Source organism: Streptomyces tauricus (genome assembly GCF_014650955.1).
GTDB lineage: Bacteria > Actinomycetota > Actinomycetes > Streptomycetales > Streptomycetaceae > Streptomyces > Streptomyces tauricus.
Genome location: NZ_BMVY01000008.1, coordinates 229,193 through 254,387 on the forward strand (window position 1 = coordinate 229,193; position 25,195 = coordinate 254,387).

Annotated in this window: 22 protein-coding genes and 1 riboswitch; of the genes, 16 read left to right on the forward strand and 6 right to left on the reverse strand. The window is 71.1% G+C overall.

Annotated elements, in window-relative coordinates; genetic code table 11:
- The first annotated feature begins 263 nt into the window (after nt 1-263).
- The 3 genes from IE278_RS16020 to IE278_RS16030 all read left to right on the forward strand — a co-directional run bounded on the left by IE278_RS16020 (nt 264) and on the right by IE278_RS16030 (nt 3,726).
- Nucleotides 264-1,778, forward strand: coding sequence for an amino acid permease (locus IE278_RS16020; protein WP_189772832.1), 1,515 nt, complete (start codon nt 264-266; stop codon nt 1,776-1,778).
- A 10-nt stretch (nt 1,779-1,788) separates the two neighbouring features.
- Nucleotides 1,789-2,241, forward strand: a complete 453-nt coding sequence (locus IE278_RS16025; protein WP_189772834.1) for an Lrp/AsnC family transcriptional regulator — start codon at nt 1,789-1,791, stop codon at nt 2,239-2,241.
- 267 nt (nt 2,242-2,508) lie between these two features.
- Nucleotides 2,509-3,726: an MFS transporter gene (locus IE278_RS16030; RefSeq protein ID WP_189772836.1), complete on the forward strand. Its 1,218-nt coding sequence runs from the start codon at nt 2,509-2,511 to the stop codon at nt 3,724-3,726.
- Here IE278_RS16030 and IE278_RS16035 read toward each other — a convergent pair.
- Complete coding sequence (locus IE278_RS16035) at nt 3,695-4,327, reverse strand: Repetin (RefSeq protein WP_246570339.1); 633 nt, start codon at nt 4,325-4,327, stop codon at nt 3,695-3,697. The two genes, IE278_RS16030 and IE278_RS16035, sit on opposite strands and share 32 nt — an antisense overlap.
- A 307-nt stretch (nt 4,328-4,634) precedes the next feature.
- Here IE278_RS16035 and IE278_RS16040 point away from each other — a divergent pair, with 307 nt between their 5' ends.
- Both IE278_RS16040 and IE278_RS16045 read left to right on the forward strand, forming a co-directional pair.
- Complete coding sequence (locus IE278_RS16040) at nt 4,635-5,423, forward strand: carbon-nitrogen hydrolase family protein (RefSeq protein ID WP_189772838.1); 789 nt, start codon at nt 4,635-4,637, stop codon at nt 5,421-5,423.
- Between the two features lie 72 nt (nt 5,424-5,495).
- Nucleotides 5,496-7,187, forward strand: coding sequence for a flavin monoamine oxidase family protein (locus IE278_RS16045; protein ID WP_189772840.1), 1,692 nt, complete (start codon nt 5,496-5,498; stop codon nt 7,185-7,187).
- Nucleotides 7,188-7,353: 166 nt separating this feature from the next.
- Here the strand turns inward: IE278_RS16045 and IE278_RS16050 are convergent, their stop codons facing one another.
- Complete coding sequence (locus tag IE278_RS16050; protein WP_189772842.1) at nt 7,354-8,085, reverse strand: DUF5995 family protein; 732 nt, start codon at nt 8,083-8,085, stop codon at nt 7,354-7,356.
- 172 nt (nt 8,086-8,257) lie between these two features.
- On the opposite strand from IE278_RS16050, the gene IE278_RS16055 reads away from it, so the two are divergent.
- On the forward strand, nt 8,258-9,385 hold the full coding sequence (locus tag IE278_RS16055; protein WP_189772983.1) for a glycoside hydrolase family 6 protein: 1,128 nt from the start codon (nt 8,258-8,260) through the stop codon (nt 9,383-9,385).
- Here IE278_RS16055 and IE278_RS16060 read toward each other — a convergent pair.
- On the reverse strand, nt 9,367-10,833 hold the full coding sequence (locus IE278_RS16060; protein WP_189772844.1) for a uracil-xanthine permease family protein: 1,467 nt from the start codon (nt 10,831-10,833) through the stop codon (nt 9,367-9,369). The genes IE278_RS16055 and IE278_RS16060 overlap by 19 nt on opposite strands.
- 97 nt (nt 10,834-10,930) lie before the next feature.
- Entirely contained in the window at nt 10,931-12,160 is a 1,230-nt protein-coding gene (locus IE278_RS16065) for an MFS transporter (protein ID WP_189772845.1), read from the reverse strand.
- 143 nt (nt 12,161-12,303) lie between these two features.
- Between IE278_RS16065 and IE278_RS16070 the strand changes: the two genes are divergently transcribed.
- The 10 genes from IE278_RS16070 to IE278_RS16115 all read left to right on the forward strand — a co-directional run bounded on the left by IE278_RS16070 (nt 12,304) and on the right by IE278_RS16115 (nt 21,835).
- On the forward strand, nt 12,304-13,602 hold the full coding sequence (locus tag IE278_RS16070; RefSeq protein WP_189772847.1) for an ROK family transcriptional regulator: 1,299 nt from the start codon (nt 12,304-12,306) through the stop codon (nt 13,600-13,602).
- Between the two features lie 351 nt (nt 13,603-13,953).
- Nucleotides 13,954-14,084: riboswitch (FMN riboswitch) on the forward strand.
- Between the two features lie 155 nt (nt 14,085-14,239).
- On the forward strand, nt 14,240-14,875 hold the full coding sequence (locus IE278_RS16075; RefSeq protein WP_189772849.1) for a riboflavin synthase: 636 nt from the start codon (nt 14,240-14,242) through the stop codon (nt 14,873-14,875).
- Nucleotides 14,872-15,516, forward strand: a complete 645-nt coding sequence (locus IE278_RS16080; RefSeq protein ID WP_189772851.1) for a nicotinamide mononucleotide transporter family protein — start codon at nt 14,872-14,874, stop codon at nt 15,514-15,516. Before IE278_RS16075 ends, IE278_RS16080 begins: the two co-directional genes overlap by 4 nt.
- On the forward strand, nt 15,513-16,811 hold the full coding sequence (locus tag IE278_RS16085; protein ID WP_189772853.1) for a bifunctional 3,4-dihydroxy-2-butanone-4-phosphate synthase/GTP cyclohydrolase II: 1,299 nt from the start codon (nt 15,513-15,515) through the stop codon (nt 16,809-16,811). The genes IE278_RS16080 and IE278_RS16085 overlap by 4 nt, the downstream gene beginning before the upstream one ends.
- Before the next feature lie 93 nt (nt 16,812-16,904).
- Nucleotides 16,905-17,390 carry a 6,7-dimethyl-8-ribityllumazine synthase gene (gene ribH, locus IE278_RS16090; protein ID WP_189772856.1) on the forward strand — a complete coding sequence of 162 codons (486 nt, stop codon included), beginning with the start codon at nt 16,905-16,907 and terminating at the stop codon, nt 17,388-17,390.
- Between the two features lie 34 nt (nt 17,391-17,424).
- Nucleotides 17,425-17,697, forward strand: coding sequence for a phosphoribosyl-ATP diphosphatase (locus IE278_RS16095; RefSeq protein WP_107019637.1), 273 nt, complete (start codon nt 17,425-17,427; stop codon nt 17,695-17,697).
- Between the two features lie 86 nt (nt 17,698-17,783).
- Nucleotides 17,784-18,641: an ATP phosphoribosyltransferase gene (gene hisG, locus IE278_RS16100; protein WP_189772858.1), complete on the forward strand. Its 858-nt coding sequence runs from the start codon at nt 17,784-17,786 to the stop codon at nt 18,639-18,641.
- Nucleotides 18,642-18,664: 23 nt separating this feature from the next.
- Nucleotides 18,665-19,162, forward strand: a complete 498-nt coding sequence (locus IE278_RS16105; RefSeq protein WP_189772860.1) for a PH domain-containing protein — start codon at nt 18,665-18,667, stop codon at nt 19,160-19,162.
- Nucleotides 19,163-19,361: 199 nt separating this feature from the next.
- Entirely contained in the window at nt 19,362-20,738 is a 1,377-nt protein-coding gene (locus IE278_RS16110) for a hemolysin family protein (protein WP_189772862.1), read from the forward strand.
- Entirely contained in the window at nt 20,735-21,835 is a 1,101-nt protein-coding gene (locus IE278_RS16115; protein ID WP_189772865.1) for a hemolysin family protein, read from the forward strand. The genes IE278_RS16110 and IE278_RS16115 overlap by 4 nt, the downstream gene beginning before the upstream one ends.
- 243 nt (nt 21,836-22,078) lie before the next feature.
- Here the strand turns inward: IE278_RS16115 and IE278_RS16120 are convergent, their stop codons facing one another.
- A complete protein-coding gene (locus tag IE278_RS16120) occupies nt 22,079-23,938 on the reverse strand; it encodes an AAA family ATPase (RefSeq protein ID WP_189772867.1) in 1,860 nt (619 codons plus the stop codon).
- Nucleotides 23,939-24,371: 433 nt separating this feature from the next.
- Nucleotides 24,372-24,998 carry a uridine kinase family protein gene (locus IE278_RS16125; protein ID WP_189772985.1) on the reverse strand — a complete coding sequence of 209 codons (627 nt, stop codon included), beginning with the start codon at nt 24,996-24,998 and terminating at the stop codon, nt 24,372-24,374.
- Between the last annotated feature and the right edge of the window lie 197 nt (nt 24,999-25,195).

Sequence of the window (25,195 nt, forward strand, 5' to 3'; positions counted from 1 at the left end):
GCCCCTGAAGGCGGAAGACTGCGCCGTTCCCCGTGCCCCTTCAGGGTGCCCCGGGTGGGGGCGCAATGAATGGTCGTTCGGTGGGGATGTGCGCAACGATCTTGCGGGTGTGCGCAAGGTTGCTGCATTACGGGTGGGGAGCGTCGGCTCATAGAGTCGTGCGCTGAACGGAGTGTGGCGGGGACCCCGTGCACGGGGGTCCTTCCGTCGGGCTGTCGTGGGGTCTCGCCGCCTCGACCGGCAGCGATGAAGGAGCCAGCCGCGTGCACGACCACGGCGCACCACCGCAGTCCAGCAGTCGTCCCTCGTCCGCCGGGACCGGCGCGCGCCTGATGCGCCGCAAGCCCGTGGAGGCCCTGGTCGCCGAGGGCGGCCAGGGCGAGGGCGGCAGCCTGCGGCGCTCCCTCGGGCTCTGGCAGCTGACGATGATCAGCATCGGCGCCACGCTCGGCACCGGCATCTTCGTGGTGCTCGGCGAGGCCGTCCCGAAGGCGGGCCCGGCCGTCACCGTCTCCTTCGTGATAGCCGGACTCACCGCGCTCTTCTCGGCCCTCTCGTACGCCGAGCTGGCGGGCACCATCCCGGTCTCCGGATCCTCGTACTCGTACACGTACGCGACCATGGGCGAGCTGATCGCCTGGATCTGCGGCTGGTGTCTCGTCCTGGAGTACGGCGTCTCCGTCGCGGCCGTGGCCGTCGGCTGGGGCGAGTATCTGAACGAGCTGCTCGACGGGACGATCGGCGTCACCATCCCGGACGCGCTCTCCGCACCGCCGGGGGACGGCGGGCTCTTCAATCTGCCCGCGCTGATCGTCGTACTGCTGGCGATGGCGTTCCTGCTCGGCGGCGCCCGCGAGTCCGCGCGTGCCAACACCGTCATGGTCGTCGTCAAGATCGCCGCGTTGCTGCTGTTCTGCCTGATCGGTGTGCAGGGCTTCCGCTCCGGCAACTACGCGGACTTCATGCCGCTCGGCATGGCGGGCGTCAGCGCCGCCGGAGCGACCCTCTTCTTCTCCTACATCGGCTTCGACGCCGCCTCCACCGCGGGCGAGGAGGCCAGGAACGCCCAGCGCGACCTGCCCCGCGCGATCATGCTCTCCCTGATCATCGTGACCGCCCTGTACGTGCTCGTCGCGGCCGTCGCCGTCGGTGCCCTGCCCTGGCAGGAGTTCACCGACTCGGAGGCCGCGCTCGCCGGGATCATGAAGGACGTCACCGGCGACGCGATCTGGGGCACGCTGCTCGCGGCCGGCGCGGTCATCGCCATCGCGAGTGTCGTCCTGACCGTGCTCTACGGGCAGACCCGCATCCTCTTCGCCATGTCCCGCGACGGACTCGTGCCCAAGGTCTTCTCGCGCGTTCACCCGAAGAGCGGCACCCCGCGCGTCAACACGGTCATCGTGTCCGTGTTCTGCGGTGTCCTCGCCGCCGCGATCCCGCTCGGGCAGCTCGCCGACGCGACCAGCATCGGTACGCTCTTCGCCTTCGCGCTGGTGAACGTGGCCGTGGTGGTGCTGCGGCGTACGCGGCCCGGGATGGCGCGGACGTTCCGGGTGCCGCTGTCGCCGCTCACGCCCGCGTTGGGGTTCGGGTTCTGCGTGTGGATGATGGGCAGTCTCGACACCGTGACCTGGGTGGTCTTCGGGGTCTGGATGGCTGTCGGGCTCGTGTTCTACTTCAGTTACGGCTACCGGCGGTCGCGGCTCGCGACCGGGGCCACCAGTGTGGCGACCGGTGCGGCCAGTGTGGCGACCGGTGCGAACAGCGAAGAGAAGTGATCCACCCGTAGTGCTGAACGATCTCGACGAACGTATCGTCCATGCCCTTGCCGAGGACGCCCGGCGCTCCTACGCCGACATCGGGCAGGAGGTGGGGCTGTCCGCGCCCGCCGTGAAGCGGCGGGTGGACCGGTTGCGGTCCAGTGGGGCCATCACCGGGTTCACCGTGCGGGTTGATCCCGCGGCGCTGGGGTGGGCGACCGAGGGGTTCGTCGAGATCTACTGCCGGCGGAACACCTCGCCGGAGACGATTCAGCGGGGGCTGGAGCGGTATCAGGAGGTGGTGGCCGCTTCCACCGTCACGGGGGAGGCGGATGCGGTGGTGCAGGTTTTCGCCTCTGATATGCGGCACTTCGAGCGGGTGCTTGAGCGGATCGCCGGGGAGCCGTTTGTGGAGCGGACGAAGTCCGTGCTGGTGCTTTCGCCGTTGTTGCGGAGGTTTTCCTCTGGGGCGCCTCGGTAGGGGTGCTCCGTGGGTGGGGCTGGTTGCGCAGTTCCCCGCGCCCCCTAAAAGCAAAAGATTGCGCCGTTCCCCGCGCCCCTGGGGGCTGAAGGGTGCGTCGTTGCCCGCGCCCGTGGGAGGGCAAAAGGTCGCGCCGTTGCGTGTGTTCCTCGCTAGGGTGGGGGTTATGAGTTGGCGACATTGATTTTGTAGTCGTGTCTCCCGAGGGCCGCCTCGGATGCCGTGTTTCGGCGTCCGAACTCTCCGCGGTTTTCTCGGGAAGGCCCCATGACAATCTCACCTGCGCGGCGGCTGACGGCCACGTTGTACGGCTATGCGTTCCTCGACGACTTCGTCCTTCTCTATCCCGTGTACGCGCTGCTGTTCGCGGACAGCGGGCTCACGGTCTGGCAGATCTCCTCGCTCTTCGCCCTCTGGTCCGTCACCGGCGTCCTGCTGGAGATACCGTCCGGCGCCTGGGCCGACGCCGTCTCACGGCGGCTGCTCCTGTGGGTCGGGCCGCTGCTCACCGCCGCCGGATTCACGCTCTGGGTGCTCGTGCCCTCGTACTGGGCGTTCGCCCTCGGTTTTGTGCTCTGGGGTATCAAGGGGGCGCTCGGTTCCGGGGCCCTGGAGGCGCTGGTGTACGAGGAGCTCGACCGGCTCGGTGCGGCCGGCCGCTACGGACGTGTCATGGGCCGGGCCCGTGCGGCGGGGCTCGTGGGCGTGATGGCGGCGATGGGCCTGGCCGGGCCGGTCTTCGCGTTCGGCGGCTATCCGGTGGTCGGCGTCGCCAGTGTGCTGGCCTGTCTGCTGACGGCCGTCGTCGCGACCCGGTTCCCCGAGCACCGGGCGGCGGACTCCGGGGCCACGTCCGGCGAGGGATGGATCCGGCCGCTGCGGGCCGGGCTCGCCGAGGCCCGCGGGGACCGGTCCGTACGCGCCGCCCTGCTGCTCGTACCGGCCGTCACCGCGGTGTGGGGCGCGCTCGACGAGTACACGCCCCTGCTCGTCCGGGACACGGGGGTCGCCGAGAACGCCGTGTCGCACTGGCTGTTGCTGATCTGGGCGGGAGCGACGGTCGGCGGCCTGCTGGCCGGTCCGGCGCAACGGCTGGGCAGGGGTGGGTTCGCCGGGATCCTGGCGGGTTCCGCGCTGGCGCTCGCCGCGGGCGCGGGGGCGCGGACCCCGGCCGGGATCGGCCTGGTCGCCCTCGCCTTCTGCGGGTTCCAGCTGGCGAGCGTCCTGGCCGACGCCCGGCTTCAGGAGAGCATCGCGGGAACCGGCCGGGCCACCCTGACCTCCGTCGCCGGCGTGGGCACCGACCTGGCCACCGTCGCCGTGTTCGGCGCCTACGCGGTGGTCGGGTCGGCGACCTCGCACGCCACCGCCTTCGCGCTGTCGGCGGTGCCCTACCTCCTCGTGGCGCTGACCGTCGCCGCCGGGAGGAGGGGTACGGCCGGGAGGAGCGCGGCTAGAACTTCGGACGCCACGGCACGACCGTGAAGTCGCCCGTGCCCTTCTTCACCTTCTCGAAGGGTGCGGAACTGACGCACTTGGGCAGCCCCACGGTCTCGACGGGGTTGCCCACGGAGGCCCAGCTGTAGCCGAGCCGGTCGTGCCGCCCGGTGTCGTGGACGGTGATGCCGACCCGCTTACCCTTCGCGCCGGGCAGATCGGAGTCGGTGATCACACCGGAGACGACCGCCACCTTGCCACCGGTGAGCAGACAGTCCACCTCCGCCTTCGCCCAGGCGCCGTGGCCTTCGGCGTAGTGGCTCCACGCGAAGGTGCCTGTCGCCTTCAGCGGATCGTCGTTGTCCTTCGCCGCCAGATGCGCGTCGAAGGAGAACGAGATGTCGTCTCCGGCGGACCGGTACAGCTTCGCGCTGCCGGTGAGCGCGGCGGCCTCGCGCGCGCTCCGGGCGGTACCGGCCGCCGGGCTGTCCTTCGTGCCGAACGCCGTGGCCGATCCGGTGAGGCCGGCGGTGAGGAGCAGGGCCGTGCCCAGCACGGCGGTCCTCCTGCCGTGCTTTCCGGGTGTCCCCGTGCGGCGGTTCGCGGGGGTGTGCGTACGGCGGCTCGTCGTAATCCTTCGGCGGTTCATGATGCTCCTTCCGGCGGGTGGTGCGGACGGCTCTCACTGTCCCGGCGCCCGGTACGCCCCACATCCCGCCGTGGACGTCACTCCGCGTCAGCCGCCCGGCTGACGAGCATCCGCGACGTCAACCCGCAGGATGAGAGGTTTCAGGCCCAGGGCGCGCAACGAATCACCGCCGGAGTGCCGCACGACGCAACGATTGGCGCACCAGCGCGCAACGGCTCCTCCTTGTCCCGCCGAACCCCCCGCCCGTACCGTCGATCTGGCCGCCAGTCCGGCCCCCAAGACCCCTTCCGTCCGGTGAGGAACACGCATGCGCACCGCCCTGCTCCAGAGCTCCGGCCGCCCCGGATCCGTCGTCGGGAACCTCAAGGTCCTCGACGAGGCCGCGGGCCGCGCCGCCGCAGCGGGCGCCGGGCTGCTGATCGCCCCCGAGCTGTTCCTCACCGGCTACGCGATCGGCGCCGACGTGCACCGGCTCGCCGAGCCCGCCGACGGGGACTCCGCGGACGAGATCGCCGAGATCGCCGGCCGGCACGGCGTGGCCGTCGTCTACGGCTACCCGGAGCGCGCGTCCGACCTGGTCTTCAACTCCGCGCAGCTCATCGCCCCCGACGGCACGCGCCTCGCCAACTACCGCAAGACCCACCTCTTCGGCTGCTTCGAGCAGGAGTGGTTCACCCCCGGCGACGAGCCGGTCGTCCAGGCAGAGCTGGACGGTCTCCGTGTGGGGCTGATGATCTGCTACGACGTGGAGTTCCCGGAGAACGTCCGCGCGCACGCCCTCGCCGGCACCGATCTGCTCGTGGTGCCCACGGCCCAGATGCACCCGTTCCAGTTCGTCGCCGAGTCCGTCGTGCCCGTGCGGGCCTTCGAGAACCAGCTGTACGTCGCGTACGTCAACCGGGTCGGCACGGAAGGGGAGTTCGAGTTCGTCGGGCTCTCCACCCTGGCAGGACCCGACGGCGGCGCCCGGGCCCGTGCGGGCCGCACCGAGGAACTCGTCCTCGGTGACGTGGACCGCGCGTTCCTCGCCGCCTCCCGCGAGGCCAACCCGTACCTGAAGGACCGCCGCCCCGGCCTCTACGGGTCCCTCGTCTGACACCTCCGCCCCACGAGAACCACCAGCCCCACCCCAGCATTCGCGAGCCTTCGCGCAAGGAGTCCGTACCCCATGACGTCCACGGTGCCCCCCGCCGTCCCGCACACCGACGCGCAGCCGCCGATCACCATGTTCGGCCCGGACTTCCCGTACGCGTACGACGACTTCCTCGCGCACCCCGCGGGCCTCGGCCAGATACCGGCGACCGAACTCGGGACCGAGGTGGCGGTCATCGGTGGCGGCCTCTCCGGCGTCGTGGCGGCGTACGAGCTGATGAAGATGGGGCTCAAGCCCGTCGTGTACGAGGCGGACAAGATCGGCGGGCGGCTGCGGACGGTCGGGTTCGAGGGGTGCGACCCCTCCCTCACCGCCGAGATGGGCGCGATGCGCTTCCCGCCGTCCTCCACGGCGCTCCAGCACTACATCGACCTGGTGGGGCTGCGGACCGAACCGTTCCCCAACCCGCTCTCCGAGACCACGCCCTCGACCGTCGTCGACCTCAAGGGCGAGTCGCACTACGCCAGGACGCTCGCCGACCTTCCGCAGGTCTACCGGGACGTGGCGACCGCCTGGAACGCCTGCCTGGAGGAGGGCGCCGACTTCTCCGACATGAACCAGGCGATGCGCGAGCGCGACGTGCCCCGCATCCGGGAGATCTGGGCGAAGCTCGTCGAGAAGCTCGACAACCAGACCTTCTACGGATTCCTCTGCGACTCCACGGCGTTCAGGTCCTTCCGGCACCGTGAGATCTTCGGGCAGGTCGGCTTCGGCACGGGCGGCTGGGACACCGACTTCCCGAACTCCATCCTGGAGATCCTGCGCGTCGTCTACACCGAGGCCGACGACCACCACCGCGGCATCGTCGGCGGCAGTCAGCAGCTCCCGCTGCGCCTGTGGGAGCGCGAGCCCGAGAAGATCGTGCACTGGCCGTACGGGACCTCGCTGGCCTCGCTGCACGACGGTGAGCCCCGGCCGGCCGTGACCCGCCTCAACCGCACGGCGGGCAACCGGATCACCGTGACCGACGCCTCCGGTGACATCCGTACGTACCGGGCGGCGATCTTCACCGCGCAGTCCTGGATGCTGCTCTCCAAGGTCGCCTGTGACGACGCGCTGTTCCCGATCGACCACTGGACGGCGATCGAGCGCACGCACTACATGGAGAGCTCCAAGCTGTTCGTGCCGGTCGACCGGCCGTTCTGGCTCGACAAGGACGAGGAGACCGGGCGGGACGTCATGTCGATGACGCTCACGGACCGGATGACGCGCGGCACCTACCTGCTCGACAACGGCCCGGACAAGCCGGCCGTCATCTGCCTCTCGTACACCTGGTGCGACGACAGCCTGAAGTGGTTGCCGCTGTCCGCGAACGAGCGGATGGAGGTGATGCTGAAGTCGCTCGGCGAGATCTACCCGAAGGTCGACATCCGCGGCCACATCATCGGCAACCCCGTCACCGTCTCCTGGGAGAACGAGCCCTACTTCATGGGCGCGTTCAAGGCCAACCTGCCGGGTCACTACCGGTACCAGCGGCGGCTGTTCACGCACTTCATGCAGGACCGGCTGCCCGAGGACAAGCGGGGGATCTTTCTCGCGGGGGACGACATCTCCTGGACGGCGGGGTGGGCGGAGGGGGCTGTGCAGACCGCGCTCAACGCCGTGTGGGGCGTGATGCACCACCTCGGTGGCGGGACCGATCCGGGCAATCCCGGCCCCGGCGACGTCTACGACGAGATAGCCCCGGTGGAACTCCCGGAGGACTGAGGACGAGTGCCGGTCCGCTCCCGGCCGCGGCCCGGTGGGGGTCGGCCGCGCCGTTCCCCGCGCCCCTGAGGCACGGGGCTGCGCCCCTGCTTTGCGCCGTTCCCCGCGCCCCTAAGAGCAGGGCGCGGGGAACGGCGCGATCAGCCCTCGTCGGCCCGCACGCAGCTCAGTGGTCACGCCGTGCGACGTACGGTGCGGGGCGTAGGGGGGTGAGTAGGCAGCGGCCCACCAGGCCTACTCCCGCGTCGAGTTGCTGAGTGAACTCGCCGGCCACGTCGGGGAGTCCCCGCAGCGCCCAGACGGCTCGTGCCGCGGACCACGCCGCGTCCCGGGCCCGTTCCAGACTCCACGCCCCCAGCAGATGCGTCAGCGGATCGGCGATCTGCAGGAGATCCGGCCCCGGCATCAGATCCTCGCGGATCCGCTCCTCCAGCGCGACGAGCACCTCACCCACCCGGTCGAACTCGTCCTCCAGCTCACGCGGCGCGCAGCCGAGCGTACGGCAGGCGTCCACCACCGCGAGCGCCAGATCGTGCCCGATGTGCGCATTGATACCGGCGAGCGCGAACTGCAGCGGACGTACCCCCGGATGCCCCCGGAACTGGAACAGCGGCTGCCAGCAGGCGGGCGGACGGCGGTCCTCAGCGACCGCGGCCACCGCCCCGAGGTACCGCTCCGCGAACCGCACGTCCAGCGTGATCGCGGCCCGCGCGTCGCTGAAGTGCCCCGCGTCCACGCGCCTGGCGACCTCCTCGGTGACGGCGAGGTAGACACGGTTGAAGACCGCGACCCCGTCACGCTCCGGCCAGAGCGCGTCGAGCGCACGCATACGGCGCACCACCGCGTCGAGGCCGTGGACGAGGACCGTGTCTTGCGTGAAGCGTTCCAACCGCACCATGGGGGCAGCGTCCCAGGCCTACGCTGTGCCGAGGGCCGCCGGGCCGGTCGCTTCCCCAGAACGGGGGATTACGCGGGGCCCGGAGGAGGGGGAGCACCACGTGTCAGTCCGACGTGCCGAGCGCTTGGCCGCCCGCCGGGCGGAGCGCCGACGCGCCGCCCGGCGGGGCGCCATGGTGGCGCTGGCCTCCGCCGTCGTCGCGGCCGGCACCGTGACGGGGATGATGTCCGCGCTGGACGACGGCAGGGGCAGCGACGAGGCGCGCCCCGACGTGTCCGGCTCACCGTTCCTGCAGCCGCTGCCCGCCGTGCCCACCCCCTCGTTCTCGGCGACCTCAAGCTCCCCGTCGCCCTCGCCGTCCGTGTCCGCTTGGAAGGCGGGGCCCAGCCCGCGGCCGTCCACGTCCGCGGCCACGAGGCCGAGGACCGAGCCGGCCTCCGTGCGGCTGTACCGCCATTCCGACTCCCAGGTCCTGGACTGGGTCCGGGCCAACCCCGACGACCCGCGCCGCCCGGTCATCGAGTCCCGGATAGCCGACCGTCCCGCCGCGGTCTGGTTCGCGGACTACACGCCGTCGAACATCACCTCCCGGGTGAGGGCGGTCACCTCGGCCGGGGCCGCGAAGGGCGGCGTGCCCGTCGTCGTCCCGTACGCGATACCGGACCGCGACTGCGGCGGGGCCTCGCAGGGCGGCGCGCCCGACCTCGGCGCGTACGACGGGTGGATCGAGAAGTTCGCGGCGGGCCTCGGCACGCGTGAGGTCGTGGTGATCCTGGAGCCCGACGCGATCGCCCAGTCGGACTGTCTCTCCGAAGGCGAACGGACGGCCCGCTTCAACGCGTTGGCGCGGGCGGGCCGGGTCCTGAAGGCGGCGAATCCGAAGGCCCGGGTGTACTTCGACGCGGGCCACTCGGACTGGAACTCGCCAGGGAAGCAGGCCGGGCTGCTGCGCCGGGCCGGTGCCGCCTCTGCCGCCTCCTCGGACGGGATCTTCAGCAACGTCTCCAACTTCAACCGCACCGACGAGGAGGTCGCATACGTCCGCCGCACCCTCGACGCGCTCGGCGGCCCCGGGAGCCTGGGCGCCGTCATCGACACCAGCCGCAACGGCAACGGCGCCCCGGCCGACGGCGAGTGGTGCGACCCCGCGGGCCGCAAGCTGGGACAGGCGCCGACCCTGAGGACCGGGGAGGCCGGGGTCGACGCCTATCTGTGGGTGAAGCTGCCGGGCGAGTCCGACGGCTGCCGGGGCGAGCCGGGGACCTTCACACCGGACTACGCCTACGACTTGGCGCGCTGACCGCCCGCCGCGCCGGAACCGGAGCCGGAGCCGGAGCCGGAGTCAGATTCGGAGCCGCCCTCGGCACCCGCCTCGCGCCCGGAGCTGTAGGAGGACGTGCCCTCGTCCAGCAGCGGTTCCTGCGACTTGAGGTGCGCGGGAGCCATCGCCCGCAGCGCGTGGTAGCCGGTGATGACGACGAGGGTGCCGAGCGCGATCCCGCTCAGCGAGAACGTGTCGGTGAACTTCATCGTGACGTTGCCGACGCCGATGATGATGCCCGCCGCGGCCGGTACCAGGTTCAGCGGATTGCGCAGGTCCACCCCGGCGTTGAGCCAGATCTGCGCGCCGAGCAGGCCGATCATCCCGTACAGGATGACGGTGATCCCGCCGAGCACACCGCCGGGGATCGCGGCCACGACCGCGCCGAACTTCGGGCACAGGCCGAAGAGCAGCGCGAAGCCGGCGGCGGCCCAGTAGGCGGCCGTGGAGTAGACGCGGGTTGCCGCCATGACGCCGATGTTCTCGGAGTACGTGGTGTTGGGCGGGCCGCCCACGGCGGTGGAGAGCATCGAGCCGACCCCGTCCGCGGAGATCGCGGTGCCCAGCTTGTCGTCCAGCGAGTCACCGGTCATCTCGCCGACGGCTTTCACATGGCCCGCGTTCTCGGCGACGAGTGCGATGACGACGGGCAGGGCCACCAGGATCGCCGACCACTCGAAGGACGGGCCGTGGAAGGCCGGCAGCCCGATCCAGTCCGCCGAGCCGACGCCGGAGAGGTCGAGCCGCCAGTGGTCGGTGAGCTTGCCGCTCGCGTCGGCCGAGTGGATCCGGCCGAAGACCAGGTCGAAGAGCCACGAGATGCCGTAGCCGAAGACCAGGCCGAGGAAGATCGCGATCCGCGACCAGAAACCGCGCAGGCAGACCACCGCCAGACCGGTGAACAGCATCACGAGCAGCGCCGTCCACTGGTCCTGCGGCCAGTACGTGGCGGCGGTGACCGGGGCGAGGTTGAAGCCGATCAGCATGACGACCGCGCCCGTGACGATCGGCGGCATCGCGGCATGGATGATCCGCGCCCCGAACCGCCGCACCGCGAGGCCGACCAGGAACAGCGCGACGCCCACGACGAACACGGCGCCCGTCACGGTCGCGCTGGAGCCGCCCTGGGCCCGGATCACCGCGGCGACGCCCACGAAGGAGAGCGAACAGCCCAGATAGCTGGGCACCCGGCCGCGCGTCGCGAGCAGGAAGATCACCGTCGCGACGCCCGACATCATGATCGCGAGATTGGGGTCGAGGCCCATCAGGACGGGCGCTACGAAGGATGCCCCGAACATCGCCACCACGTGCTGGGCGCCGAGGCCGGCCGTCCGGGGCCACGAGAGCCGTTCGTCGGGGCGGACGACCGCTCCGGGCGCGGGCGTGCGCCCGTCACCGTGCAGTTTCCAGCGCACGCCGAGGTCCATGGTGGTATCCGCTTTCTCTGCACCTCAGATGCGTATCCGAGATTTCCGTACGTGAAGATCAGCGCCATGGTAGGGGGGAGCCGGGGGAGCGGCCGGTTCAGGGCCGTGAATCCGGAACCTTCACGTCCGCCACCTCGCCGCGCGCGCCGGGGACCTGGGCACTCGTCGTACGGCCGCTGGTCCGCAGGACACCCGCGAACGCGGCGAGCCCGAAGGCCAGCACGGTCACCAGGACGAAGGACGTCACCAGGCTCGTCGCGTCCGCGACGGTCCCGATGGCGGACGGCGCGATCAGACCCGAGGTGTACGTGATGGTGGCGACGCCCGCGATGGCCTGGGCCGGGTTGGGGCCGCTGCGGCCCGCCGCGGCGAAGCAGAGCGGTACGACCACGGCTATGCCGAGGCCCAGCAGCGCGAAGCCGGCCATGGCGAGGGCCGCGTTCTGCGCCAGTACGACGAGCAGGGCGCCTGCGGTGGCGAGGAGCCCGCTGACCCGTACGGTGCGCACCGGGCCGAACCGGTCCACCACCGCGTCCCCGGCGAGCCGCGCGACCGCCATGGTGAGGGTGAAGCCCGTCGTGCACGCGGCGGCGAGCCCCGCGGAACTGCCGAGGACGTCCCGTAGATAGACCGCCGACCAGTCCAGGCTCGCCCCCTCCGCGAAGACCGCGCAGAAGCCGATCGCGCCGATGAGCAGCGCCGACCTGGGCGGCAGCGCGAACCGCGGGGGCGCTTCCTCGTCCTCGGTGGCGCGCAGGTCCAGTACGCCCTGGCAGGCGATGGTGCCGAGCACGGTGAGCGTCAGCGCGGCGAACGCGTGGTGCAGCCGGGCGTCCGTGCCCAGATGCGCGGCGAGTGTGCCGCCCGCCGAGCCGACCAGGGCGCCCGCGCTCCACATGCCGTGCAGCCCGGACATGATCGACTTGTCCAGGCGGTTCTCGACCTCGACGCCCAGGGCGTTCATCGCCACGTCGGCCATGCCGGCCGTCGCCCCGTACACGAAGAGGGCCAGGCACAGCGTGAGCAGGTTCGGGGCGAGCGCCGGCAGGACGAGGGAGAGCGTCCACAGCGCCATGAGTCCGCGCAGGGCCGTGCGGGCGCCGAAGCGGTGGCTGACGCTGCCCGCGAGCGGCATCGCCAGGGAGGCGCCGATCGCGGGGAAGGCGAGCGCGAGGCCGAGTTGGCCCGCGCTCACCGACGCGTGGTCCTGGATCCATGGAACGCGTGTCGCGAACGAGCCGGTGACGGCGCCGTGCACGGCGAACACCGCCGCCACCGCGTACCGGGAGCGCTTCACCTCGCGCCGGTCGTAGACCACTTCGCTCATTCTCCCGGCCCCTGTCTGTCGACCCCAGCAGTCGTCCGTCGTCTCTCCGCTCTGCCGCCGTAAACTATCAGGCACCCTGCCTGATAGATAGATTGTTTTTGCGCCCGCCGCAGACGTCCGCCCTGATCTGGAAGGATCCCGGCATGCCCGCATCACCGAGTACCGCCCGGGCCATCAACGACCGGCTCGCCCTGCGGCTGCTGCAGCGGGAAGGTCCTCTGACGGCCGGGCAGTTGAAGAAACTCACCGGACTCTCCCGCCCCTCGGTCGCCGACCTCGTGGAACGCCTCGCCGAGGCCGGGCTGATCGGCGTCGTCGGGGAGTCCGGCGAACAGCGGCGCGGCCCGAACGCCCGGCTGTACGGGATCGTCGCCGACCGGGCGCACCTGGCGGCCCTCGACGTACGCACCGAGGGCGTGAGCGTGGTCGTCGCGGACCTGCTGGGCGCGGTACTGGCCGAGGCGTCGGTGCCGATCGCGGACGAGACGGACACCGCGCCCGCGGTCGAGCGGGCGGTCGCGCTGGTCGAACGCACGGCGAAGGAAGCGGGTGTCGAACGGCTGCACACCGTCGGCGTCGGGGCACCCGGTCTGATCGACCCCGCCACGGGTGAACTGCGCGACTCCACCGGTCTGCCCGAGTGGCACCGCCGTCTCGCCGCGGCGCTCCAGGAGCGTTTCCAGGCCCGCGTCGTCGTCGAGAACGAGACCAACCTCGCGGCGCTGGCCGAGCAGCGGGACGGGGTCGCGCGGGACCGCGACACCTTCGTGCTGCTCTGGCTCGGCCACGGGATCGGCGCCGCGGTGGTCCTGGACGGGGTGCTGCGCCGGGGTGCCTCCGGCGGGACCGGTGAGATCGGCTTCCTGCCGGTGCCGGGTACGGGCGGTATGCCGTCCGCGACGGGCTGCGAGGGCGGCTTCCACTCGCTCGCGGGCGCGGCGGCGATCGCCGAACTGGCGCGCCCGTACGGGGTGGTGGCCTCCGCCGTGGAGCATGAGCCGCATGCGGCGGCGTTGGTGCGGGAGGCCGTGTCGCGGGTCGTGGAGGGTGCGCCGGCCACGGCCTCCGGCCCCGCGCCGACCCCGGAAACCGCAGGCGTTGCGGATGTGGCCGCGGGTGGTGGGGGTGGGCCGCGCAGTTCCCCGCGCCCCTTCGGGGGCGCCGCCTCCGAGTTTCTTGACGCGCTCGCCGATCGTGTCGCCCTCGGTGCCGCTTCCGTCATCGCCGTGCTCGACCCGGGGTGTGTCGTGCTGTCCGGGGAGATCGGGCGGGCCGGGGGTGAGGTACTCGCGGCCCGGGTGCGGGAACGGCTCGCGCGGATGACACCGCTGCCCACTGAGGTGCGGGCCGGCACCCTGGGCGGCGGCGCCGTGCTGCGCGGCGCCCTGCTGATGGCCCGGGACGGGGCCCAGGACGAGTTGTTCGCGCCGCCGGAGCGGTGACCCGAAGGCCCGTACGGCCCGGACCGTGCCGGGGTGAAGAGACCCGGTGCCGGGGTAAGGAGACCCGGCGGCGGGGCAAGGGCCTCCGTCACCGCCGCCGGGTCGATCTGGGAGGGTCGGCGAACGCGGACCCGGAGAGGCGCCGGTGAACGCAGACCCTAGATAGGACTAGACCAAAGCGTCAATAGGTATGGACCACCAGCGAGACGCCTTGATCACCCTGAAGTCGATCAGAGGCTGACGCCGTCACGAGTGTCCCGTGAAGTCCATCGGTACACCTTGTGAGCCACCCCACAGAATTCACCCGCTTGGGCGACGATCAGGCGTGGCACACTGAGTCTGTACCAGAAGCAGCGCACTCCGGGGTCGGTGAAAGTCCGAACCGGCGGTTACAGTCCGCGACCCGGTCGCTTCCAGCGGCCGGTTGACCAGGTGAAATTCCTGGACCGACGGTTAAAGTCCGGATGGGAGGCAGTGCGCGGCGGGCGGGCATTCGTGCGCGCCGCCGTCTGTTTCGACGTGTCCCACGGGCACGTCGTCCTACGCGGCGTCGCCCCCGGTGTTCCCGCTCGTTCCACCTCTGTCGTCATCGACAGGCCCCGGAGTCCGTGCCCTATGAGGCAGGAGGACCCGGGAAGTGTTCACCGGAATCGTCGAAGAGCTGGGTGAAGTCACCGCCGTCGAGAACCTCGGCGACGCCTCACGTTTCCGACTCCGTGGCCCTGTGGTCACCGAAGGTGCACGTCACGGGGACTCCATTGCCGTCAACGGCGTCTGTCTGACGGTCGTCGACCACGAGGACGGCGAGTTCACCGCCGACGTCATGGCGGAGACCCTGGACCGCTCCAGCCTCGGCGCCCTCACCGTCGGCTCCCGCGTCAACCTCGAACGGCCCATGGCCGTGGGCGAGCGGCTCGGCGGGCACATCGTGCAGGGCCACGTGGACGGCACGGGCGAGGTCGTCGAGCGCAAGCCGTCCGAGCACTGGGAGATCGTGAAGATCTCGCTGCCCGCGGACCTCTCGCGCTATGTCGTCGAGAAGGGCTCCATCACCGTCGACGGCATCAGCCTGACCGTCGTCGAGGCCGGCCCCGACTTCTTCACCGTCAGCCTCATCCCCACCACCCTCGACCTGACCACCCTGGGCCGCAAGCAGCCCGGCGACCCGGTCAATCTCGAGGTCGACGTGATCGCCAAGTACGTCGAGCGGCTGCTCGGCCCGCAGGGACAGCGACCTGTGGCCCTGCCCGGCACCGAGGGAGCGACACGGTGAACTGGCTCAACTCCGAGGCGTTCACGCTCTTCGGCCAGCACATCAAATGGGCCGACATGATCGGCAACGTGATCGGTCTGATCGGCCTCGCCCTCGGCTGGCGCCGCTCGATCTGGACCTGGCCCGTCCAGTTCCTCTCAGGCGCCATCCTCCTCGCGGCCTTCGCCACCGCCCACCTCTCGGGCAGCGCGGGCAAGCAACTGGTCGTCATGGCCGTCGCCCTGTGGGGCTGGTGGCAGTGGAACCGCGGTAAGGGCGGCGCCCAGGACGGCTCCATCGCCGTCCGGTTCGCCACCTGGCGCGAACGCGCGTACCTGCTCGGCGGCGCCGCCGTGGGCACCGTCGCCGTCGCGAGCCTGTTCACCGCGTACCCGTCGCTCTCCTGGGACCCCTGGCCCGACGCGTACATATTCGTCGGCACGGTCGTCGCGATGTACGCCCAGGCGCGCGGCATGGTCGAGTTCTGGTTCGCCTGGCTGCTCGTCGACCTGGTGGGCGTGCCGCTCAACTTCGCCAACGGCTTCGCGTTCTCCGGATTCGTCTACATCATCTACGGCGCGCTCGTCCTGTGGGGCATGCGCGACTGGTGGCTGCGCTCCCGCAAGGCCGGGCAGCCCGTCCTGGAAGGAGCCCCGGCATGACGACAACGCCGGTTTGGTACAGCACGGGTCACGACGAGGACGCCTCGGACTTCGCCCTCGACCCGGTCGAGAAGGCCGTCGCGGACATCGCCGCGGGCCGCCCGGTCGTGGTCGTCGACGACGAGGACCGCGAGAACGAGGGCGACCTCGTCATCGCCGCCGAGATGGCGACCCCCGAGATCATCGCCTTCATGATGAGCGAGTGCCGCGGTCTGATCTGCGCGCCCATGGAGGGCGACGAGCTCGACCGCCTCCAGCTCCCGCAGATGGTCGAGAACAACACCGAGTCGATGCGCACGGCCTTCACGGTCTCCGTCGACGCGGGCCCCGCCTCCGGCGTGACCACCGGCATCTCCGCCGCCGACCGCGCCACCACGCTGCGCCTGCTCGCCGGAGGACAGGCGGGGGCGAGCGACTTCGTACGCCCCGGCCACATCTTCCCGCTGCGCGCCAAGCCCGGCGGGGTGCTGGTGCGCAACGGCCACACCGAGGCCGCCGTCGACCTCGCGCGCCTCGCGGGCCTGCGCCCCGCAGGTGCCATCGTCGAGATCGCAGGCGAGGACGGGCGGATGCTGCGCCTGCCCGAGCTGATCCCGTTCGCCCGCAAGCACGGCCTGACGATCATCTCCATCGAGGACCTGATCGCCTACCGCCGCACCGCCGAGCCCACGGTCCGCCGTGAGGCCAGGACCCATCTGCCCACCGCCTTCGGCGAGTTCACGGCCTACGGCTACCGCTCCACCGTCGACGGCGTCGAGCACGTGGCGCTGGTCCACGGCGAGATCGGCGACGGCGAGGACGTCGTCGTGCGCATCCACTCCGAATGCCTCACCGGGGACGTCTTCCACTCCCTGCGCTGCGACTGCGGCCCTCAGCTCGAAGCCTCCCTGCAGCGCATCCAGGCCGAGGGCCGCGGCGTCGTCGTCTACCTCCGCGGCCACGAGGGGCGCGGCATCGGGCTGCTGTCCAAGCTGCGCGCGTACGAGCTCCAGGAGCGCGGCCGGGACACCCTGGACGCCAACCTGGAACTGGGCCTGCCCGCCGACGCCCGCGACTACGCGGCCGGCGCGCAGATCCTGGAGGACCTCGGGGTGCGCAGCCTGCGGCTGATGACCAACAACCCCGACAAGACGGCCGCGCTCGTCCGCCACGGCCTCAAGGTCACCGACCGCGAGCCGATGCCCGTGACCGCGGGCGAGCACAACCTCCGGTACCTGCGCACCAAGCGGGACCGGATGGGGCACGACCTGCCCTGGCTGGACACGACCACCGTGTCCGCCTGCGGCAACCAGTGACCCTTGACCGGTAATCAGTAACCAGCAGTCAGCAGTCAGCAATCAGTAGTCAGTAGTCAGTAACAGCACAGCACGGCACGAGGAGACACAGACGTGAGCGGCAAGGGCGCACCCGAACTGTCCGTACGCAACTGCGGTGACCTGCGGGTCGCCGTCATCGCGGCACAGTGGCACGAGAAGGTCATGGACGGACTCGTCGACGGCGCGCTGCGCGCCCTGCACGAGCTGGGCATCGACGAGCCGACCCTCCTGCGGGTCCCCGGCAGCTTCGAGCTGCCGGTCGTCGCGAAGGTCCTCGCGGGCCGCGGCTACGACGCGATCGTCGCGCTCGGCGTCGTCATCCGCGGCGGCACCCCGCACTTCGAGTACGTGTGCCAGGGCGTCACCCAGGGCCTCACCCAGGTCTCCGTCGAGACCGGCGTCCCCATCGGCTTCGGTGTGCTGACCGTCGACACCGAGGAGCAGGCACTGGACCGGGCCGGCATCGAGGGCTCCAACGAGGACAAGGGGCACGAGGCGGTGACGGCGGCCGTGGCGACCGCGGCCACCCTGCGCTCGGTATCCGAACCCTGGCGCTGACGTAGGCCCGCGACCGCGTAGGGTGAGGACCACCATGTCCAAGAAGACTTTCGAGGAGCTCTTCACCGAGCTCCAGCACAAGGCAGCCACCGGCGACCCCGCCACCTCCCGCACCGCGGAACTGGTCGGCAAGGGGGTCCATGCCATCGGCAAGAAGGTCGTCGAAGAGGCCGCCGAGGTCTGGATGGCCGCGGAGCACGAGGGCAAGGAAGCAGCCGCCGAGGAGATCTCGCAGCTGCTCTACCACGTCCAGGTGATGATGGTCGCCCGCGGCATCAGCCTGGACGACGTGTACGCCCACCTCTGAGCCACCTGGTCCCTCCGCGCCCTCGCACCGACTCCGTATCCACACCCCACCCGCACCGCACCGCACGAACAAAGGAAGCCGACCTCATGCTGCGCATCGCCGTCCCCAACAAGGGTTCCCTGTCAGGCCCCGCGGGGGAGATGCTGCATGAGGCCGGCTACCAGCAGCGCCGGGAGGCCAAGGAGCTGCGGATCGTCGACCCGGAGAACGAGGTCGAGTTCTTCTACCTCCGCCCCCGCGACATCGCGATCTACGTCTCCTCCGGCAAGCTCGACATCGGCATCACCGGCCGCGACCTGCTGATCGACTCCGCGGCCGACGCGGAGGAGATCCTGCCCCTCGGCTTCGCCCGCTCCACCTTCCGCTTCGCGACCAAGCCCGGTACGGCCGAGGCCCTCGACGACCTCGCGGGCAAGACCGTCGCCACCTCGTACGAGGGCATCGTCGCCAAGTACCTCGCCGACCAGGGCGTCGACGCGTCCGTCGTGCACCTCGACGGCGCCGTCGAGACCGCCATCGAGCTCGGCGTCGCCGAGGTCATCGCGGACGTCGTCGAGACCGGCACCTCGCTGCGCAACGCGGGCCTGGAGGTCTTCGGCGACCCGATCATGAAGTCCGAGGCGGTCGTCATCCGCCGCACCGGCGCCGAGACCACCGGGGACGCCGAGCCCAAGGTCCAGCAGTTCCTGCGCCGCCTCCAGGGCGTCCTCGTCGCGCGGACCTACGTGATGATGGACTACGACTGCCGCGTCGAGCAGCTGGAGAAGGCCGTCGCGCTCACCCCGGGCCTGGAGTCGCCGACCGTCTCGCCGCTCCACAACGAGGGCTGGGTCGCCGTACGCGCCATGGTCCCGTCCAAGGAGGCCCAGCGGATCATGGACGACCTGTACGAGATCGGCGCGCGGGCCATCCTGACCACGGCCATCCACGCCTGCCGCCTCTGAGGACCCTGAGGAACCGCTTCGCCATGCCGGACACCACCGAGCCGCCCGCTCTCCCCGTGACCTTCAGGCCCGGGCGCACCCGAGCCGTACTGCTGACCGCCGGTGCCACGATCTTTGTGGTCATCACCACGGTCGCGCTGCTGCTGGAGAAGCTCGGACCGGGGGAGCGCCTCAGCTTCGTCTTCACCGCGGCACTGCTCCTCGGTGTACTCGTGCTGCTGGCGCGCCCGAAGGTCGTCGCCGACGAGTCCGGGGTCACCGTCGTCAACATCGCCAGCACGCGGCGCCTCGCCTGGGCGGAGATCTTGCAGGTCAACCTCCGTCCAGGAGACCCCTGGGTCTTTCTGAACCTCAGTGACGGCACCAGCCTGCCCGTGCTCGGCATCCAGCCGGGCATCGCCAAAGCGCACGCCATCAGCGACGCCCGCGCGCTGCGCGCCCTCGCCGAGGCCCGCTCCGCCGGCGAACCGAACGGGCCGGACGGGCCGTCCGAGGGGCAGCACGACGAACATCACGGCTGACTCTCAGCCTTCCACCCTGCCGTACGGGCCCATGTCTTGATTAATCTGTTGGCGGAGGCGTTTTCGTTGCGCCTCCGCCGCTGACTTCCCACCCGGAACTCAGAGGCCCCCTGCTATTCGAGGAGTGACTCCCTCCAGCGATGGACGGATCGTCCTGTAGTACCTGCGCCGCCCCCTCCCGACATATCGAGGCGGCGGCATGACCATCCCCCTGCTGCTCCTCGGGGCGGCGTTCCTGTTGATCCTCGCCAACGGCTTCTTCGTGGCGGCCGAGTTCGGCCTCGTCACGGTGGAGCGCCCCGACGCCGAGAAGGCGGCGGCCGAAGGCGACCGACGGGCCGGCACCGTCGTCAGTTCCCTCAAGGAACTCTCCTTCCAGCTGTCCGGCACCCAGCTCGGCATCACCATCACCTCGCTGGTCGTCGGCATGCTCGCCGAACCGGCGCTCGCCGATCTGCTGCACGGCCCGTTCACCGCCGTCGGCGTCCCCGAGGGCGCCGTGTCCGGTGTCGCCGTGGTCGTCGGCATGCTGCTGGCCTCGGCCGTGCAGATGGTGATCGGCGAACTCGTGCCCAAGAACTGGGCGGTGTCCAGGCCCTTGCAGGTCGCGCGGTTCGTCGCCGGCCCGCAGCACGTCTTCTCGACCCTGTTCCGGCCGGTGATCGCCGGCCTGAACTCCGTCGCCAACCGGCTCGTACGCGCTCTGGGCGTCGAGCCCACCGCGGAACTGGCCTCCGCGCGCACACCCGGCGAGCTGGTCTCCCTGGCCCGGCACTCGGCCCAGGCCGGCGCGCTGGAGCAGGACACCGCCGACCTGTTCGTCCGCACCCTCTCCCTGGGCGACCTGACCGCGCAGCACGTCATGACCCCGCGGGTGAAGGTCAGCGCCCTGCAGTCCTCCGCGACCGCCGAGGACGTCGTCAACCTCACCCGCGCCACCGGCCTCTCCCGTTTCCCCGTCTACCGGGAGCGGATCGACGAGATCGTCGGCATGGTGCACCTCAAGGACGCCCTCGCGGTACCCGCGCACGACCGGCTGCGCACGCCGGTCACCCGGATCGCGCAGGCCCCGCTGCTCGTCCCGGAGACCCTGCCCGTGCAGCCCCTCCTGGAGCGGCTGCGCAACGAGCAGCCCATCGCCGTCGTCGTCGACGAGTACGGCGGCACGGCCGGGGTCGTCACCCTGGAGGACATCGTCGAGGAACTCGTCGGCGAGGTCCGCGACGAGCACGACGACCAGGACGTACCGGAACTCGCCACGGCGCCCGCCGAGGACGGCCGGCCCGCCTGGGACGCCGACGGCAGCTGCCGTGTCGACATCCTCCGGCGCATCGGCCTTGACGTCCCCGAGGGCCCGTACGAGACGGTCGCCGGACTCGTCGCCGACCTGCTCGGACGCATCCCGGCGCCGGGTGACCGGGCCGAGCTGCCCGGCTGGCGCCTCTCGGTGCGCCAGGTGGGCCACTACCGCGCGGAGCGGGTCAGGCTGGTCAGGACGGCCGAGGCCGGGACCGCGCCCGTCTCCGCTCCCGCTTCCGCCCCTGTTTCCGTCTCCGCGGCGGAGGCCGTCCGATGAGCGTGCTCCAACTCCTCTTCGCCGGTCTGCTCGTGCTCGCCAACGGCTTCTTCGTCGGCGCCGAGTTCGCCCTGGTCTCCGTACGGCGCAGCCAGATCGAACCGCTCGGCACGGCACGGGCCCGGCAGGTCATGTACGGCCTGGAGAACCTGCCGCACATGATGGCCGCCGCGCAGTTCGGCATCACCATCTGCTCGCTGACCCTCGGCGCGGTCGCCGAGCCCACCGTGGCGCACCTCCTGGAGCCGGTCTTCCACGCCGTGCACCTTCCCGAGGGCATGATCCACCCGCTCGGGTACGTCATAGCGCTCGCCGCGGTCGTCTTCCTCCACCTGGTGGTCGGCGAGATGCTGCCGAAGAACCTGGCGATGGCCGCCCCCGAGAAGACCGCGCTGTGGCTCAGCCCCGGCCTGGTCGCCTTCGCCCGGCTCTGCAAGCCGGTCACCGTGGGCCTCGGGGCCTGTGCCCGCGTCATCCTGAAGCTCTTCGGTGTCGAGCCGAAGGACGAGGTCGAGGCGGTCTTCACCAGCGAGCAGCTCAACCGGCTCGTCGAGGACGCCGGTCAGGCCGGGCTGCTCGACCCCGGGGAGCAGGAGCGCCTGGAGGACGCCCTGGAACTGGGCTCCCGCCCGGTCACGGACGTGCTCCTGGACCGCGAGTCGCTGATCAGCGTGGGCCCCTCGGTCACGCCGGGCCAGGTCGTCGCCCTCACCGCCCGCACCGGGTTCTCGCGTTTCCCGGTGGTCGCGGAGAACGGCGCCTTCATGGGCTACCTGCACGTGAAGGACGTACTCGACCTGGAGGAGTCCGAGCGGGCGGTGCCGCAGCAGGTCTGGCGCCCCATGACGACCCTCAGCGCCGAGCTTCCGCTGGACGACGCCCTGACCGTGATGCGCCGCGCGGCGACGCACCTCGCGCAGGTCGCCGACGCGTCGGGCCGGGTCCTGGGCCTGGTCGCCCTGGAGGACGTACTGGAACTCCTGGTCGGCGAGGTCCGCGACCCGGCTCACCGGGACACCCCACCACCCCGGGTGACCGAGCCACGCACAGGTTCCCCAGAGCCCGCGGATTCCCCCCAACAGGCCCTGGCCAGCTGACACAGCCAACCCGCGCCCCCACGTCCCGGGGGCGCGGGCCACCCAGGGACGCGGGGAACGGCGCAGTCTTTGGCTTTTGTCTTTCAGGGGCGCGGGGAACGGCGCAATCTTTGCGCTTCAAGGGGCGCGGGAAACGGCGCGACCAGCCACGCCGCCGCCGCACCCGCGACCCGGGCAGCAAGCCAAGCAGCTCGCGGGCGCACCCGACCCCGGAGGGTCCTCGGGGCGCGGCCCGACGGGGGCTCACACCCCCGACGGCCCCCGCCCCGAGAGAACCTCCCCATACGCCTGCATCAGATCAGCCAACCGAAGCGTCGCCAGATCATCCCGCGTCAGATGACCCGGATACCCGGAAAGCCGCAAGTCCCGGTAGGCGCAGCTCTTCTCGTACAACGTACGCAGGAACCGCCCGTTCCCGAGCTCGTCGATCCACCCCTGATCGACGACGTGCCCACTGATGGAGCGCAGCTCGTCGATCGCCTCCTCGTCCCACACGTCCCCGTTCTCCGCGGCCAGCACCTCACCGATCGAGGTGAGCTCAAGAGGCCGGTACGAGGGGAAGTCGACCCGCGTCGTGAACCGGGACGACAGCCCGGGGTTGGCGGCCAGCAGCCGGTCCATGCCCTCCGGATAGCCCGCGAGGATCACCACCAGATGATCCCGGTTGTCCTCGGCCCGCTTGAGCAGGACCTGCAGCGCCTCGTCCCCGTACGCGTCGCCCTTGCCGTACCCGGAGTTGGACAGCGAGTAGGCCTCGTCGACGAAGAGCACCCCGCCGATCGCGGAGTCGATCAGCTCATTGGCCTTGACCGCGGTCTGGCCGAGATACTCGCCCACCAGGTCGGCCCGCTGCGCCTCGACGAGATGGTCGCCGCCGAGCAGCCCGAGCGCGTAGAAGACCCGGCCGAGAATGCGCGCCACGGTGGTCTTGCCGGTGCCGGAGGGGCCGGAGAAGACGAAGTGCCGTTTCGGCGGCTGGACCGGCAGTCCCTGACCGGCCCGCAGCCGCGCCATGTTCAGCTGGGCCGAGAGCGCCTTCACCTGGCGCTTCACCGGTTCGAGGCCGACCATGCCCTCCAGTTCGGACAGTGCCTCTTCGAGGAGCGCGGGATCGGTGGGCCCGGTCGGCAGATGCGGCGGCAGCACCGGCACGATCGCCTTCTCGCGGACCCGGTCGGACTCGGACGGCAGCGCGCCGGGCGGCGGCAGCTCGGGCTCGGACAGCTTCAGGTCCCGGCCCTCGGCGCCGAACAGCGGGTCGACGCCGTCGGGCCCGTCCAGGATGTCCTGTCCGACCCCGGTGAGCGTGATCGCCGCGAGGTCGGCCGTCTCGTCGTACCCGTCGCCCTCGGAGATCGCGGCGAGCCGGGCCGAGGTGTCCATGAACGCGGGATCGACCCGGTGCACCGCCCGGTACAGGGGGAGGGCCGCCGCCGAGCGGCCCGTGCCCTCGTGCGCCCGCGCCAGCCAGTACCGCAGCTCCTTGCGCTGCGGCTGCTCGCTGCGGCAGCGCATCAGCGCGGACGACAGGAGCGGCTCGGCCTGCCCGTACATCTCCAGGCGCACCCGGGCCATCCCGCCGAACAGGCCCGCCTCGATGCCCAGCATCGGATCGTCGATCAGCGGGTCGGTGTGCCGGACCAACTGCTCCCAGTCCTTGACGAGATAGGCCCGGCAGGCGTGCAGGAACCGGACCTGCGCGTCCGCGTCCACCGGGGGCAGGCCCGCCAACGCCCGGTCTAGCTCCGGGACATGGCGTCCGTCGAGCCAGTGCGAGGAGTGCGCGAGCAGCAGATCGCGGGGCGACTCCAGGACCGGCTGTACCCACCAGCCCAGCCAGTACCAGGAGTTGAGCGTGCGCCGGTGGCGGGTGCGCTGCTCCCCGAAGCGGTCGCGGTGGCGGAACATCCGCAGCAGCGCGGTCGTCGTGTCGATGCGCAGCGCGTGCAGTCCCAGCCAGCCGTCGGCCATCCCCGGATCCATCCGGACCGCGGCGCGGAACTCCTCCTCCGCCTGCGGATAGGCCCCCATGGTGTAGGCGTCCACACCTCGCAGCCAGGCGAGGTCGGCCGGGGCCTCGGGGCCCTGCGTGCCGAAGTCCATCACGTCCCCCACATACCGTGCCCCCGTTGATCACCGGGCGGGCCGGTGCCCGTCGGCAGTCTTCGTCGAACCGCTGTGCCGCGGACGGGAGTTGCGTGCGGTGCGGAGAGCAGCCGTCCGAAAGTCGCACCAAGAGGCATCGTACCTGCGGGGGAGCGTCGGGCCGTAGGGTGCCGCACGACGGGTTCTTCGAGGTGGGAGCGGACGGGACACGCTCGGGACGGTCACTGAGGGTGAGCGAATTGCGTCCCGGAGCGTCCGCAAAACGCCCGAGGGCAGAACGAAGCCCCCGATCACGGGGGAACAACCGGGGGCTTCGCGTCTGTAGGGCGGCCCCGAAGGCCGCTCCTTGAGAACGTAAGACCTGTACGGCCCCTCGGTCAAGCCGAGTTGGGGCACTCAGGCAACTTCTCGGACAGCGGTCTTCACGACTTCAGCACAAAGGCGCAGGGTCGTCACGATCTGTGACGGAAAGCGTTCTCCGCGACGTCTCGGCAGGTCCTGGCAGTACCTCATATCCGTCTGAACACTGTCGTACCAGAAGGTCGGCGAACGGCTCCGAAGGGTCCTCGGCGAAGTGCCGGCGCTCCGCGGGCACCCAGTCTGCCCAGAAATCGCTCTGCGCCGAGCCGTCCCGCAGCCGCCCGCGGGCCCATGCGTCCTCGTGGGGCATCTCCATCCACAGCAGTCCCGCCAGTCGCGGCCGCAGCGCACGACGACCGGCGCCGACCCCCTCGACGAGGATCACGGGCGCGGGCGGCAGGGCGCGGGACGGCCCGAAGTCGCGCAGCCGCCAGTCGTAGGGGCGGTAGTGCGCGGTCTCGCCGCGGCCCAGCGGTTCGACGACCTCCCGGAACAGTCGCTCCGTCCACGCGAAGAGTTCCTCGTGCGTGGCGATGTCGTCCAGGTGCAGCACGGGAGCGCCGCCCAGTGCCCCGGCCAGGCGCTCGGCGAAGGTGGTCTTGCCGGAGCCCGCGTGGCCGTCGACGCCGACGAGCCGGACGGGACCGCAGGAGGGCGGCAGCCGGCGCAGCCGGTCGGCGAGGGTGTGGAGGTGGATGGGGGTTCCCTGGGTGCGGAGGTGGCGGAAGGGAGCGGGGAGGCGTGGAAAGGGGGCGTGGCTATTGCGGAGGAACACTCTACCGAGACCGATATCGGATGAATCGGGTCGCCCGCCCCATCAGTGGTCTCGACCAATATTGGTCGGCGCCGCGACGTCCGAAGTGCTGGCAGAAGCCGTGATCACGTTCCATAGTT

Bases quoted from the DNA above. Each gene is read 5' to 3' on its own strand.
- IE278_RS16030 (WP_189772836.1), top strand. From the start codon at position 2,509: ATGACAATCTCACCTGCGCGGCGGCTGACGGCCACGTTGTACGGCTAT.
- IE278_RS16035 (WP_246570339.1), bottom strand. From the start codon at position 4,327: ATGAACCGCCGAAGGATTACGACGAGCCGCCGTACGCACACCCCCGCG.
- IE278_RS16040 (WP_189772838.1), top strand. From the start codon at position 4,635: ATGCGCACCGCCCTGCTCCAGAGCTCCGGCCGCCCCGGATCCGTCGTC.
- IE278_RS16045 (WP_189772840.1), top strand. From the start codon at position 5,496: ATGACGTCCACGGTGCCCCCCGCCGTCCCGCACACCGACGCGCAGCCG.
- IE278_RS16050 (WP_189772842.1), bottom strand. From the start codon at position 8,085: ATGGTGCGGTTGGAACGCTTCACGCAAGACACGGTCCTCGTCCACGGC.
- IE278_RS16055 (WP_189772983.1), top strand. From the start codon at position 8,258: ATGGTGGCGCTGGCCTCCGCCGTCGTCGCGGCCGGCACCGTGACGGGG.
- IE278_RS16060 (WP_189772844.1), bottom strand. From the start codon at position 10,833: ATGGACCTCGGCGTGCGCTGGAAACTGCACGGTGACGGGCGCACGCCC.
- IE278_RS16065 (WP_189772845.1), bottom strand. From the start codon at position 12,160: ATGAGCGAAGTGGTCTACGACCGGCGCGAGGTGAAGCGCTCCCGGTAC.
- IE278_RS16070 (WP_189772847.1), top strand. From the start codon at position 12,304: ATGCCCGCATCACCGAGTACCGCCCGGGCCATCAACGACCGGCTCGCC.
- IE278_RS16085 (WP_189772853.1), top strand. From the start codon at position 15,513: ATGACGACAACGCCGGTTTGGTACAGCACGGGTCACGACGAGGACGCC.
- IE278_RS16095 (WP_107019637.1), top strand. From the start codon at position 17,425: ATGTCCAAGAAGACTTTCGAGGAGCTCTTCACCGAGCTCCAGCACAAG.
- hisG (WP_189772858.1), top strand. From the start codon at position 17,784: ATGCTGCGCATCGCCGTCCCCAACAAGGGTTCCCTGTCAGGCCCCGCG.
- IE278_RS16105 (WP_189772860.1), top strand. From the start codon at position 18,665: ATGCCGGACACCACCGAGCCGCCCGCTCTCCCCGTGACCTTCAGGCCC.
- IE278_RS16110 (WP_189772862.1), top strand. From the start codon at position 19,362: ATGACCATCCCCCTGCTGCTCCTCGGGGCGGCGTTCCTGTTGATCCTC.
- IE278_RS16115 (WP_189772865.1), top strand. From the start codon at position 20,735: ATGAGCGTGCTCCAACTCCTCTTCGCCGGTCTGCTCGTGCTCGCCAAC.
- IE278_RS16120 (WP_189772867.1), bottom strand. From the start codon at position 23,938: ATGGACTTCGGCACGCAGGGCCCCGAGGCCCCGGCCGACCTCGCCTGG.